The organism is Acinetobacter sp. ANC 4779, assembly GCF_004331055.1.
Lineage (GTDB): Bacteria > Pseudomonadota > Gammaproteobacteria > Pseudomonadales > Moraxellaceae > Acinetobacter.
In genome coordinates, this window is sequence record NZ_SJNU01000004.1 from 176,755 (window position 1) to 191,068 (window position 14,314).

At 41.7% G+C, this 14,314-nt stretch carries 10 protein-coding genes and 1 pseudogene; 8 read left to right on the forward strand and 3 right to left on the reverse strand.

Going from position 1 to position 14,314, the window contains the following annotated elements; all coding sequences use genetic code 11:
- Window positions 1-214: 214 nt before the first annotated feature.
- Window positions 215-4,048 (reverse strand): phosphoribosylformylglycinamidine synthase, encoded by a 3,834-nt coding sequence (gene purL, locus E0H80_RS06950; RefSeq protein WP_131364397.1) that lies wholly within the window; start codon window positions 4,046-4,048, stop codon window positions 215-217.
- A 580-nt stretch (window positions 4,049-4,628) separates the two neighbouring features.
- On the opposite strand from purL, the gene E0H80_RS06955 reads away from it, so the two are divergent.
- The 3 genes from E0H80_RS06955 (at window position 4,629) to ruvB (ending at window position 7,917) form a co-directional block, all read left to right on the forward strand.
- Window positions 4,629-5,969: a deoxyguanosinetriphosphate triphosphohydrolase gene (locus tag E0H80_RS06955; RefSeq protein WP_067863733.1), complete on the forward strand. Its 1,341-nt coding sequence runs from the start codon at window positions 4,629-4,631 to the stop codon at window positions 5,967-5,969.
- Between the two features lie 120 nt (window positions 5,970-6,089).
- Window positions 6,090-6,692 carry a Holliday junction branch migration protein RuvA gene (gene ruvA / locus E0H80_RS06960; protein ID WP_131364399.1) on the forward strand — a complete coding sequence of 201 codons (603 nt, stop codon included), beginning with the start codon at window positions 6,090-6,092 and terminating at the stop codon, window positions 6,690-6,692.
- Between the two features lie 217 nt (window positions 6,693-6,909).
- The gene (gene ruvB / locus E0H80_RS06965; protein ID WP_067863727.1) at window positions 6,910-7,917 is read left to right on the forward strand and encodes a Holliday junction branch migration DNA helicase RuvB; all 1,008 of its coding nucleotides are present in this window, start codon (window positions 6,910-6,912) and stop codon (window positions 7,915-7,917) included.
- Window positions 7,918-7,931: 14 nt separating this feature from the next.
- Here ruvB and E0H80_RS06970 read toward each other — a convergent pair whose 3' ends face one another.
- On the reverse strand, window positions 7,932-8,705 hold the full coding sequence (locus E0H80_RS06970; RefSeq protein ID WP_131364401.1) for a hypothetical protein: 774 nt from the start codon (window positions 8,703-8,705) through the stop codon (window positions 7,932-7,934).
- 78 nt (window positions 8,706-8,783) lie between these two features.
- Window positions 8,784-9,364, reverse strand: a pseudogene (locus E0H80_RS06975) (hypothetical protein).
- A 303-nt stretch (window positions 9,365-9,667) separates the two neighbouring features.
- Here E0H80_RS06975 and E0H80_RS06980 point away from each other — a divergent pair.
- The 5 genes from E0H80_RS06980 (at window position 9,668) to tolA (ending at window position 14,222) form a co-directional block, all read left to right on the forward strand.
- Complete coding sequence (locus E0H80_RS06980) at window positions 9,668-11,023, forward strand: amidohydrolase (RefSeq protein ID WP_131364403.1); 1,356 nt, start codon at window positions 9,668-9,670, stop codon at window positions 11,021-11,023.
- 243 nt (window positions 11,024-11,266) lie between these two features.
- Window positions 11,267-11,674, forward strand: a complete 408-nt coding sequence (ybgC, locus tag E0H80_RS06985; RefSeq protein WP_067863715.1) for a tol-pal system-associated acyl-CoA thioesterase — start codon at window positions 11,267-11,269, stop codon at window positions 11,672-11,674.
- Window positions 11,675-11,697: 23 nt separating this feature from the next.
- Entirely contained in the window at window positions 11,698-12,396 is a 699-nt protein-coding gene (tolQ, locus tag E0H80_RS06990) for a protein TolQ (RefSeq protein ID WP_131364405.1), read from the forward strand.
- Window positions 12,396-12,845 carry a protein TolR gene (gene tolR / locus E0H80_RS06995; RefSeq protein WP_131364407.1) on the forward strand — a complete coding sequence of 150 codons (450 nt, stop codon included), beginning with the start codon at window positions 12,396-12,398 and terminating at the stop codon, window positions 12,843-12,845. Before tolQ ends, tolR begins: the two co-directional genes overlap by 1 nt.
- A gap of 3 nt (window positions 12,846-12,848) precedes the next feature.
- A complete protein-coding gene (gene tolA, locus E0H80_RS07000) occupies window positions 12,849-14,222 on the forward strand; it encodes a cell envelope integrity protein TolA (protein WP_131364409.1) in 1,374 nt (457 codons plus the stop codon).
- Window positions 14,223-14,314 lie beyond the last annotated feature (92 nt).

Consider the following 14,314-nt stretch of genomic DNA (forward strand, 5'->3'; position numbering starts at 1 on the left):
ACCTCACTTCGAGATTCAATCCTGAACTTATATTTAGTGAATCATCTTTCATCTATACCACATCGTGATTGTGCATAAAACACACAAATTATTTTCACTCCAAAATAAAAGCAAAATCCAAACTAAGTCCAGCGGGAGAAATAAAAATTAAATTAAAAATATGTATAAAATAAAAAAGCCACCCGAAGGTGGCTTTTCAGCATCTCAGGGAAGATTAACCAATGAACTTACGCGCATTGCGGAACATGCGTAACCATGCCCCATCTTCAGTCCATTCTTCAGGTTTCCAAGAATGTTGAACTGCACGGAAGTTACGTTCAGGGTGCGGCATCATAATCGTTGCACGGCCATCTTTCGAGGTCACACCTGTAATCGCTTCCGGTGAACCGTTCGGGTTCAATGGATATTGCTGAGTCGCATTACCCAAGCTGTCTACATAACGTAAGCTGACTTGATTGCCTGCATTTAACGCAGCAATCTTGTCACTACTTGCAACCACACGACCTTCACCATGCGCAACCGCGATTGGTAAAATCGAACCTTCCATACCGTCTAACAAGATCGAGTGAGACTTTTCAACACGTACGTTCACAGCACGCGCTTCAAACATCTCAGAAGTATTGCGGTGGAAACGTGGCCAAGCATCAGCACCCGGAATCAATGGAGCCAATTGAGACAACATTTGACAGCCGTTACAGATCCCTAGAGAAAAGGTTTCTTGACGATTAAAGAATTTCTCAAATTGGTCACGAAGTTTAGGGTTGAACAGAACCGATTTAGCCCAACCACCACCTGCGCCCATGACGTCACCGTAAGAGAAACCGCCACAAGTCACTAAACCTTCAAAGTCATCCAGATCAATACGACCCGCGATAAGATCACTCATGTGAACATCGACAGTGTTGAAGCCAACCTTGTCAAATGCCGCAGCCATTTCAATATGACCGTTTACGCCTTGTTCACGTAAAATTACCATGTTTGGACGACGCGAATTGATAAACGGCGCTTCCACAGGCTCATTCAAGTCGAATGTCGGCTGTGCAATGATACCTTTATGATTCTTGTCGGTGATTAAAGCAAACTCAGAATCCGCAGTTGCCACGTTGTCACGTAGGCGCTGAATCTGATACGACACTTCAGTCCAAGCCACTTGTAAGTCGCTACGTTCAAGTACCAGACCATTGATAGACAATTGATCAGTATTGTTTACACGACCCACGACGCTAATTGCATCTTTCAATGCTGATTCGGCAACTTCAGCTTGAAGTGCTTCCCAATCGCTTGTCGAGATTTGAAGTACAGCACCAATTTCTTCAGCAAATAAAGCTTCAGTCGTTTGATCTTCAAGTGCTACACCCAAACGTGAAGCAAACATCATTTCTGCAACTGTCGCGAGCAAACCACCATCACCGATGTCATGGTAAGCCTTCACTAAACCACGATTGTTCCAGTCTTGAACCAAGGCAAAGAATGCTTTGAAGTCATCGAAGCTGTCGACATCCGGGGTTACAGAACCAATGGCTTTATACACTTGCGCCAAGATCGAACCGCCCAAACGGAACTGACCTTTAGACAAGTCAATGCGCACCAGTACTGAATCTACATTTTTCAATTCAGGAGTTAATGTTTTACGCACATCACCGACTGGTGCAAATGCGGTAATCACGCCGGTCATTGGTGAAGTCACTGCTTTGTCTTCACCTTCATCGTTCCATGTGGTACGCATAGACAATGAGTCTTTACCCACTGGGATCGCGATACCAAGGGCTGGACACATTTCCATACCAATAGCTTTCACACCTTCGAATAGCGCCTGGTCTTCACCTTGTTGACCGGCAGCCGCCATCCAGTTCGCAGACAATTTAATGTCGCTGATCTGTTCGATGTTGGCACACATGATATTTGAAATGGATTCAGCCACAGCCAAACGTGCAGACGCAGCAGGATTAAGCAATGCAACAGGAGGACGTTCACCCATCGCCATTGCTTCGCCTGTGTAACCTACAAGACTGGTGGTGGTCACTGCAGCATCCGCCACAGGAACTTGCCAAGGGCCTACCATTTGGTCACGTGCAACCATACCGGTAATTGAGCGGTCGCCAATGGTAATCAAGAATGATTTAGATGCAACGGTTGGATTTTTAAGAACGCGGTAAATCGCATCTTTTAAATCAGTCACTGTTTCTGCTGTGAAGTCATCGCCTTGACGTTCAATGGTCTCAAAAGAACGGCTCATACGCGGTGTACCGCCAAGCATCACTTGCATTGGCATATCCACAGCTTTGTTTTCAAACAATGGATCTTCAACGGTTAAGTGACGCGCTTCTGTCGCTTCACCGAGTACAGCAAACGGACAGCGTTCGCGCGCACAGATTGATTCAAACAATTCTAATGAAGATGGACGAATTGCTAACACATAACGTTCTTGCGCTTCGTTTGACCAGATCTCCATTGGAGACATGCCCGGCTCTAATGATGGAATCTTACGAAGATCTAGTACCGCACCCAATTCGTGATCGTTCACCAGCTCAGGCATCGCATTAGATACACCGCCCGCACCAACATCATGTACAGATACGATTGGGTTGTAATCTTCCATACGCCAGCAAGTATCAATCACTTCTTGGCAACGGCGTTCCATTTCTGGATTTTCACGTTGTACAGATGCGAAATCCAGGTTTTCACCGAGTTTACCGCTGTCGACCGAAGATGCTGCACCACCACCCAAACCAATCAGCATTGCAGGACCACCAAGAACGATAAGTAAATCGCCCGGCTGGATTGGATCTTTTTCAACATGGTCAGGACGGATATTACCGTAACCGCCGGCAATCATAATGGGTTTGTGGAAACCTTTTACATCACCATTGACGTTTTGTTCAAAAGTACGGAAGTAACCGTTTAAGGCTGGACGACCAAATTCATTATTAAACGCAGCACCACCTAAAGGACCATCGATCATGATCTGGAGTGGAGACGCCATTCGCGATGGTTTGCCGTAGTTTTCTTCCCAAGGTTGTTCAAAACCAGGAATATTCAGGTTAGACACGGTAAAACCGGTTAAACCTGCTTTTGGTTTACCGCCACGACCTGTTGCGCCTTCGTCACGAATTTCACCGCCTGAACCCGTCGCAGCACCGGCAAATGGTGCAATCGCGGTTGGATGGTTATGGGTTTCCACTTTCATCAGGATATGAGCGGCCTGGCTCTTGTATTTATAAACGTGGTGACCGTTTTCATCCGGTTTTGGATAGAAACGTTGTGTGTCATAACCCACAATTACAGAAGCATTGTCTTTATAGGCTGACAATACATCTGCAGGAGATTCTTTATAGGTATTTTTAATCATCTGGAACAATGACAATGGTTGTTTCTCACCATCAATCGTCCATTCTGAACCGAAGATTTTATGACGGCAATGCTCAGAGTTTGCTTGTGCAAACATCATCAGCTCGATGTCGTGTGGGTTACGGCCCATCTTGATAAATGCTTCGGTTAAGTAATCAATTTCTTCATCAGACAACGCAAAACCAAATTCAGAGTTGGCTTTAACCAGTGCTTCTTTGCCTTGACCTAAAATATCAATTGAATTTAAAGGTTTTGGTTCAGTCTCGCTAAATAAAGCAATTGCATCATCAATTTGATTGAAAACGCTTTCAGTCATGCGGTCATGCAATGCCAGTTTCACTTCATTCGATATTTCAGAAATACCCTTTAAAGTAAACAAAACACCGCGTTCAAGGCGGTGTATGGGGGTATTACAATTGGCAAAAATATCAGTCGCTTTAGAAGACCACGGAGAGATTGTCCCTAAACGCGGTGTTACAAGAACTTGAATTTCATCACTTGCCGCCTGACGAACTTCAAAAGACGCACCGTCATTTAATAGTTGTAATGCAGATTGATGCTGCTGCTCGTTGAGCGTTTGATCAAACAGATAAATCCATTGACTTTCAATTGATTGAACAGAACTCATTGACGCTAAACGGTTTAAGAGTTGAGTTTTCTTAAAAGAAGAGTGTGCTGGTGCACCGGCCACGATAAACATGCTGATTTTGGCTCCACGGGCAGGTCTTTGGGACCATACCGCCAATGTGACTTAGAGAGAGCGCATATTCTACTTCGTATTGACCAAATCAGCTAGATAGAAATTCACGAATGTGCCATCAATTCATGCAACAACAGTGAAGAATAGTTTAATTTTCAGATAAAAATTTTGAATTCTGTCACTATCGGATTCTTTAGTATCTTGTTTCTAAATGTGATTTATAATTCGTAGAGTGATTGTCTATCAAGGGTTTTCAGCAGATGAACCACCGCCTCTGCTACAATTTTAACTGATTGCGGATCAACCTGATTAAGGCTGTCACCAGCACTGAGATAACACGGCGAAAACTCAAGCGCATCACCTTTTATTTGTTCATTAAATAGAATAATCGAGGTCTAAGCTCGTAACATTTCAGACTTTGAACCCACACGATCAATGCGATTTAAAAACATTCAGCAAACACGAAGTATCCTCTGTCTGTTTATATGCTCTATTCAAAAGACAAATCATGTCGCACAACTCTAGTCTGTTTGGCTTTTTTTTGGCATGATGATTTCAGGTCATCACTGAATAATGATAAATGGAACAAATGCGTTGGTTAGAACTACTTTCAACAGTTCGTATTGGTAGCAAAAAGCAAAGTACAGAACAGGCCCGTAGCCCATTCCATAAAGATTATGACCGGATTATTTTCTCGCAAAGTTTTCGACAATTGAACCGAAAAACCCAAGTTCATCCGCTGACACAGCATGACGGTATTCATACCCGTTTAACCCATTCTTTAGAAGTCTCCTGTATTGGTCGTTCACTCGGCATGCTGGCGGCTGAAAAAATCAAAGATCAACTGCCAGTGTGGATTTCCCCTGCCGATGTCGGTGCGATTATTCAGGCAGCTTGCCTCGCACATGATATTGGTAATCCGCCTTTTGGACATGCCGGTGAATATGCCATTCGCGAATGGTTTGATGATGCTTCACATGGCAATTTTTTAGCAAAGCTCTCGCCTGAAGAACAAGCTGATGTACGCCAGTTTGAAGGTAATGCCCAAGGTTTACGCTTACTGACCAAAATTGACTATCATCCCAATGATGGTGGTATGCGTCTAACTTACGCAACCTTGGGGGCTTACTTAAAGTACCCATGGCTATCCAAAACCATTGCATCACAAGGTGACCGCCCTGCTAGTCAACGGGCAAAGTTTGGGTGTTATCAATCCGAAAAAGAGATTTTGAAGCAAATTGCCGAACAGCTCGGTTTAATTCAGCTGGGTGAATATCACTATTGCCGTCATCCACTGACCTATTTATTAGAAGCGGCAGATGATATTTGCTATGCGCTGATTGACCTTGAAGATGGCATTATTTTAAACATGCTGTCTTATGAAGAAGTGGAACCGATTTTCCTCGACCTGATTGCGGACTATGGAACACCGCAAGAACTGTCTATACCCACCACCACATGGCAGCAAAAAATTGCCGCTTTACGTGGCCGTGTGATGAAGCGTCTGGTGGATGAAGTCACCACAGCATTTGCCAAACATCACTATGAAATTTTGTCTGGGCAACTCAAGGGCAGTTTATTGCAATATTGTTCTGAAGATATTGAACGTGGCATTGATCGAGCGAAGAACTTGGCGCGTGACAAAATTTTTGAACATCCGCAAAAAGCCGGTCTGGAAATTATCGCGCATCAAAGTCTGCAAAATATTCTGGATGCCTTTATTCCTCTGACCACCCCAGATAAAACTTTAAGTTTTAAGGAACAGCGTCTAATGTCTATGCTGCAACGTGCCGGTGTGAATTTCCAGAGCAATCATTATGAAAATATTATGCAGGTCTTGGACATTATTTCTAAATTTTCAGACCATCAGGCCTACAACCTGTCGCAAGAATTGCAAGGTAATAAAGCCGGTCTGATCTAAAGACTTTGAATAAATTTGGATCAAAAGCTTTGTTCAATTTAAAAAACATGCGTGCGCATTTTGCCTTTCGTGCAAATGCTCACTACTATGCAACCAACGATAGATAAGTGAAAAATTAAAATGATTGGATGTCTCATTGGTGAAGTATTTGCTTTAGAAGCACCCACAGTTTTACTCAATGTAAATGGCGTGGGCTATGAAGTGGATACACCGCTTTCTACATTTTGCCAATTACAAAAAGGGCAAAAAGTGACTTTGTGGACGCATTTAACCGTTCGTGAAGATGCACAGTTACTTTACGGTTTTTTAGATGCACAAGAGAAAACCATTTTCCGTACTTTACTTAAAGTAAACGGCGTTGGTCCTAAAATGGCGTTGGGTATTTTATCCACTTTAAGTATCGAACTGCTCATTCATACCGTTGAAAATGAAGACCTAAACACACTGGTTAAAGTTCCGGGTGTGGGTAAAAAAACTGCTGAACGTTTGATGATTGAACTTCGTGACCGCTTTAAAGCCATGTCTTCTGGTAATGTGCCGACCAATTCAACAGCGCCACAAATTCAGTTTATGGGTAATTCGGCGGTTGCTGAAGCAGAAGCAGCGTTGCAATCACTGGGCTATAAACCAGCTGAAGCTCAAAAACTGATTAATGCAGTAAAAGGTGATTATACCGAAGCCGGTGATATTATCCGTGCTGCGCTTAAATCGATGAATAAATAAATCATTATTTAAAGCTATAGATGCAATAAAAGGCAATATGAATGCTGCCGCAGAAATATGGCATATGAACATGCCATATTTCTACCAAGGTTTTTGTTACTTTTACCCGGTCAAAAGTAAATATTGCTTATGCAAAGGTAAAACGAGTCATAGAGATTTTTTGAGGTTGTGAATTTACCCACCTCAAAGCAACCATATAGGGATAGATTCAATAAAGATGCAAGACCGTTTAATCAGTGGTTCTGAAAAACCTGAAGATCATTTTGATCGTGCCATTCGCCCCACTTCTCTGGAAGACTATGTTGGTCAACCAGTGGTACGTGAGCAAATGGAAATCTTTATTGGTGCAGCACGTGGCCGTGGTGAGGCACTTGACCATACCTTGATTTTTGGCCCACCAGGTTTGGGCAAAACCACGCTTGCCAATATTATTGCGCGGGAAATGGGTGGTAACTTAAAATCGACTTCCGGTCCTGTACTGGAACGTGCCGGCGATTTGGCAGCCATGCTGACCAATCTGGAAGAAGGTGACGTTTTATTTATTGATGAAATCCATCGTCTATCTCCAGTAATTGAAGAAATTTTGTATCCTGCAATGGAAGATTACCAACTCGATATCATGATTGGTGAAGGACCAGGTGCACGTTCAATTAAACTGGATTTACCACCCTTTACTTTGGTTGCAGCAACAACACGTGCCGGCTTGCTCACCTCTCCGCTGCGTGACCGCTTTGGTATTGTGCAGCGTTTAGAGTTTTATTCGGTTGAAGATTTAACCCATATCGTGAAACGTTCAGCATCTTTAATGGACGTTCCCATGACTGGCGATGGTGCCATAGAAATTGCCCGTCGTGCACGTGGTACACCGCGTATTGCCAACCGTTTACTGCGTCGCGTGCGTGACTATGCTCAAGTCAAAGGCAACGGTGAAGTCAATCAGGATATGGCACAACGTGCACTGGATATGTTGAAAGTCGATAAAGATGGTTTGGACACATTAGACCGTCGTTATTTAAGCATGTTGTTAGAGCGTTTTGATGGCGGTCCTGCCGGTGTAGAAGCTTTAGCTGCTGCCATGGCGGAAGACTCAGGAACATTGGAAGATGTAATTGAACCGTATTTGATTCAGCAAGGTTATGCGATGCGTACTGCGCGTGGACGTATTGCCACCAATATGGCGTATTTGCAGTTTGGGATGACACCCCCAGAACCGAAAGATAAATGATTTAAAAAAGCAGCTTAGGCTGCTTCTTTGTCTAATATTTTTTTCAAAATTAATTTAGTCTTATCGATAACAAACTTATATTTTTTTACTTCTGCCATAATAGTATCTCTTTCTCGAATCAAGTTATTTCGAACAAATATTGTTTGGTTTATAATTTCAGCAATACTCTTATCCACTTGGTCATAGGTACTTATTTCCATTTCTAAAGTAGAAAATAATAAATTGGATCGACTTTCAAATAAAAGATCAATTTTTTCTAGAATACTTAAAAATATTTTATGCTCATAAGAACCCACTTCTATCTTTTCTTCAAACTTAAAATCCTGATGACTTGAATGTAAAAAAGTAATATATGATGCAAAAGTTTCAGCATGCATAATAAAATTTAAAGCCGCATTTCTAAATCTATCCATAGTATTTTTTTCACGTTCAGATTTATCTTTTTGATTTTGTAATATTAATTGTTGTTCAAATAATTTAGCATTCAAATTCAATGCTGACTGCTCTGAGCTTTCAATTTGCTTAATAACAGCCTCAAAAGACTGTCTCGTTAAATCAAAACTTCTCCGTCCATACCAATAGGCTAACCATGTTGCAAAACTGCCAAGAATGAGGGCAATAATCACAGATAGTGCAAAAGAGGAAATGGCGGTTTTATCTGTAGATGCATTTAGCTCCATATGTGTTTTAGCAGGTTGTTGTAAAACAATCGTTTGTACATTTGGCTGTTGCGGTACTGTCCACGGAAGCTGAATCATTAACGCTTGTTTGTCTTCTTGTTCTGCCATCTTTCCCAACTTATTTTTTAAATATCTAATCGAGGATATCTTAAAGGTTTTTTATTTTTATTTTAATCAATTAGATACTTATAAATTAGAGATAACACGTACCTCTTCTACCAACATCAACTCACACGTACCAGCACCTGTATCTTCACGGCTTAAAGAACTACGCCATGTCCATCCATCTTGTGCTTTGACTTCCACCAACTGCCCTTTTAAATAAATCAAATTGTCTTGATCAATTTTAGACAGTTGTGTAGCAATTGCTTTGGTTGCGGGAATCAAATGCGTATTGGCACTGTGCGTTGAAATTTCATTAACCGGAATGGGTGGCGAATTTTCATAACGCCAATAGTACCAACGGTTGCTTTGCCGGATAGACAATTGTTTATAAACAGCAGGATTTGCCATGCTTCCCCACCCCAAGGCAAAATCGACAGGACTAATCTCGGATTCACGCCCAAAATTATAATTTTCTCTTGATAAAACCCGAAACTCGCCCGTATAAGGCTGCAAATTCGTCATGCTGTAACCATTGAACTGCTGCACTCCATCTATGGTTTGATAATCAGCGGCATCGGAAATACCTTTATCTGGTTTCAGCCAATAATTCCACAGTGAACCCCCAAGGCGAAAATAATTATATATTTCAAAAAGCGACTCATTTAAAACTATAAGGCTGATCAATGCAGTAATGAACAAATAATAAATTGAAGCGAATTAAGTCTGTGGGCCACAGACCCGAAAATTAACAGTTACAATCACAAGTTATAGAAGCTGATTCCAAATTAAAATACAGAATTTTACAAAGTGAAATTGTAAATAAAAACCTTATATTCCAATCACTAAACCATAATATACCTTAAAGATATAAAAACCATACTTTAAAGGTTTTGCTTAGCCTGCGCTCACATGCAATATTCAAAAATCTTTCTATCATTTCACGCTCTTAAGGAGTTTCAGAAGATATGAACAAGTATAAGCAGATCTCGCTTTGCCTTCCGCTCCTGTTCTGTAGCCAATTAAGCCTTGCAGATTGGGTTGATGACTCCGTGAAAAATGTAGAAACTCATACGATTAAACTGCGCCAATATATTCATCAGAACCCTGAACTGGGTAACATGGAATTTAAAACTTCGGCCTTGGTTCAAAAAGAGCTTAAATCTTATGGCATCGAAGTAAAAACAGGTTATGCCAAAACAGGTGTTATTGGTATTTTAAAAGGTGGCAAACCGGGTCCAGTCATGGCATTACGCGCCGATATGGATGCATTGCCTGTTGAAGAAAAAACAGGACTCTCTTTTGCAAGTAAAGCTAAAGGTGTCTATCAAGGTCAAGAAACACCGGTTATGCATGCCTGTGGACACGATGCCCATACCGCGATGTTACTCGGTGCAGCAAAAACTTTAGCTGCCAACAAAGATAAAATTGCAGGGACAGTGGTTTTCGTTTTTCAACCTGCTGAAGAAGGTGGTGCAGATATTGATAACTTTAAAGATGGTCAGTTAGTTGGCGCACGTAAAATGATTTCTGATGGTGCCTTGAATAATCCTAAACCGGAAGTCATTTTCGGTATGCACGTGATGTCAGGTATGCCAAGCGGCAACATTTTATATAAAGATGGTGCGATTTTAAACAGTGCTGATTTATTAAATATTGAAGTTCAAGGTCAACAAGCACATGGTTCTATGCCATGGCTAGGACGTGATCCGATTTATGCATCATCTCAAATCGTAAACAATTTACAAAGTTTAATCAGTCGTCGTGCCGACTTGACTCAAGGTATGGGTGTAGTCAGTATTGGTAGTATTCACGGCGGTACAGCAGGCAACGTGATTCCTGACAAAGTGAATATGGTCGGTACTATTCGCTCGAACAGTGAAAAAATTCGCCAAAGCATTTTAAAAGACTTACCCATAATGATTGAACACAATGCACTTGCCAATGATGTTACTGCGAAAGTAGATATTTCATCTTATGCACCTGTGACTTCAAATGGCAAAGTGATTACCGAATTGATGCAACCCACCCTTGCAAAAGTAAATGGCGAAGCCAAATTACAGTTACTCGACAACAATGCCAGTGCAAGTGAAGACTTTGCATACTATGGTCAAATAATGCCGTCACTATTCGTATTTGTTGGTGCTACACCGCCAAATCAAGATATGGCAACCGCTGCACCAAACCATAACCCAATGTTTATTGTTGATGATGCAACCTTAAAAACTGGGGTTGAAAGTCATGTGCGCTTCATCCTGGATTATCCAAAAGTTGCCGAACAGGTACAGGCAGACTGGAAAAAGATGCAAGCTGCAAAAAAATAAACTATATTTTCTTAAAAAGTGAGCATTTTTTGCTCACTTTTTATATCTAATGGTTTTGCTAATTTAATACAGAATAGATTTCATTTGAAACCTTGTGCCATTGGACTAAAAACTCAAGCTGCTAAACTGCAACGCTTTACACAGCTTGACTCTTAGCGAAAAAAACATCATTTTCACAGATTTTTTAAGCTACTAAAAGTACAGTTAAGACCATAAAACCGAATTGAAAAATGGGACACAATCATGGCGAATAAATTCGAATTCAATATTCGTGTATATATTGAAGACACTGATGCAGGTGGCATTGTCTATCACGCGAATCATATTCGTTTTATGGAACGTACTCGTACCGAATGGCTCCGTGCATCGGGTGTGGACCATTATTGGCACCAAAAAGATTACAACTTTGTGGTGCATAAAATTAACGTGAAATATTCACGCCCAATCCTGATGGATGATTTAATTACTGTGACTGCAAGTGTAGTTTCGTGTAAAGCGACATCATTTGTATTGCAACAAAATATTTATCGTGGTGAAATCATGCTTGCATCTGGCGAGGTCGAGTTGGCATGTATAAGTGCCGAAATGAAACCTCGTAGACTTCCAGACGAAATTCGTGAACTAATTCTTAAAGAGTTAGAACAAGACTAAAAAATTTATTGGCACATGTAACTATGGCAACAGAACTAGAATCATCTTTACACATATCAGATCTTATTTTACAAGCAAGTCCCATCGTTCAACTGGTAATGCTCGTGCTACTGCTTGCATCTTTATACAGTTGGTATCTGATTGCCAAGTTACATATGAGTTATAAAAAAGCCCAGGCAGATGATGAACATTTTCAAAAAATCTTCTGGTCTGGCGCTGAACTCAATACGCTATACAACAATGCCCAGCTGAATTCCAAACGTACCGGTCTGGAAGATATTTTCTATCACGGTATAGGCGAGTTTTTTAAACTCCAAAAATTTCAAGCGCCAAATACGCAAACGATTGAAGGTACTGAACGTATTTTACGTGTCGGTCTAAGTCGTGACCAAGGTTTGCTTGAACAAGGTTTAGGTGCACTTGCCAGCATTGGTTCTGTGGCCCCTTATGTGGGTCTATTCGGTACAGTTTGGGGCATTATGAATGCCTTTATTGGTCTGGCAGATGTAGATCAAGTCACTTTAGCAACCGTAGCTCCGGGTATTGCCGAAGCTCTGATTGCAACCGCGATTGGTCTTTTTGCAGCAATTCCTGCGGTATTGGCATTTAACCATTACACGGCAAAAGGTGAAACGGTCTATTCAGATCGTGCATTATTTGCTGAAGAAATGGTGGCGCTATTGCAACGTCAAACTGTGAGTTCTGCACAGGAAAATGACTAATGGCAATTCAGCGTTCTGGACGCTTTGAGCGGGTTAAAAAACCACTAAAAAGTGAGATGAATGTCGTCCCTTATATTGATGTCATGCTGGTGCTTTTGGTGATTTTTATGGTCACCGCCCCTATGATCACCAGTGGGATTAAAGTCGATTTACCTCAAGCCAATGGCAATCCGATTGAATCTAAAGATGCACCGACAATCGTGACGCTGGATAAAGACGGTTTGTATTATCTGGAGTATAAAGGTCAAAAAACTGGACCTGTTGATCTGGCTCAATTGACCAGTGTTTTAATTGAGGCACAAACTCAAGCCAAAGATGATAACAAGGAAATGAATGTTGTCATTAATGGTGCTACCACACGTCCTTATGGAGACATCATGGCTTTAATGTCAGGTCTTCAAGATGCGGGTTTAACACAAGTTAGTCTACTAACTAAGCCTCTAGAATAAAGTATGAAAGATTTGAAAAAGCCACAATCCAAAGAAAAAACAATTGCACTTGGATTTACCCTCGGGATCCATGCTGTGGCAATCACTGGCTTACTTTTTTTAGGTATGAGTAAACCTGTCGAGCAGCCTAAACAAATTAAAATGGTTTTGGTCAAGCCTGAAGACTTACTCCCACCCGAGCCTGTGCCTTTAGAACAGACAGACTCGGCTGAAACAGCGCATGAAAAAGTTGCAGAACAAGTTCAACAAATAGCAAAACCGAGTGCTGAACCTGCTCCAGTAATTCCAGTTGCGCAGCCTACTCCAGCACCAGCACCAGCACCAGCACCAGCACCAGCACCAGCAAAGCCTGATGCCAATAAAGCTGCTCAGCAAGCAAAAGCTGCGGCAGAAGCTCTGAAAAAAGCTGAACAACAAGCTTCCGAACAGGCAAAAGCAAATGAAGCCAGTAAACTAAAGGCCCAAGCTGATGCTCAAGCTAAGGCAAAAGCAGATAACGCTGAAAAAGCTAAAGCTGATGCTGCTGAAAAAGCCAAAGCAGATACGGCGGCGAAAGCTAAGGCTGATGCTTTGAACAAAGCTAAGGCAGACGTGGCCGAAAAAGCCAAAGCCGATGCAGCCAATAAAGCCAAAGCTGATGCAGCTGAAAAATCCAAAGCTGACGCAGCAAATAAAGCCAAAGCTGATGCAGCTGAAAAATCCAAAGCTGACGCAGCAAATAAAGCCAAAGCCGATACAGCCAAAGCTGACGCAGCAAATAAAGCCAAAGCCGATGCAGCGAATAAAGCCAAATCTGATGCTGCAAATAAAGCCAAAGCTGATGCAGCCAATAAAGCTAAAGCCGATGCAGCCAATAAAGCTAAATCTGATGCGGCTGAAAAAGCCAAAGCTGACGCAGCAAATAAAGCTAAATCTGATGCTGCCAATAAAGCCAAAGCTGATGCAACCAATAAAGCCAAAGCTGATGCGGCAGAAAAAGCGAAAGCCGATGCTGCCAATAAAGCTAAAGCCGATGCTGAAGCCCGTGAACGTGCAGCTGAAGAGGCCAAAGCATCAGCAGCCAAACAAGCTGCTGAAGAAGCGGCAACTAAAAAAGCTGAAGCAAAGAAAATTGCCTCAACTGCAAAACGTGACTTTGAAAATAAAGTTAAACGTGCTTGGGATATTCCGAGCGGCTCATCCGGTCAAAAAGCCACTGCCCGTGTGACTTTAAGTGATAGTGGTGCAGTTCAATCGGTCATCGTCAATTCAAGTGATCCGGACATGAAAGCAAGTGTAGAAGCTGCAGTTCGTGCAGCAGCGCCTTATCCTATGCCTTCCGATCCAGATGCACGACGTGAAGCAAGAACCTTTACTTCAAGCTTTACTGCGAAATAAAACAAACGGCCACATCAAATTTAATTGATGGTTTTTTTTGACTGAGGTATTCGGCTATTGTTAAAAATAGCTAATATTTTATTCACTTTTCA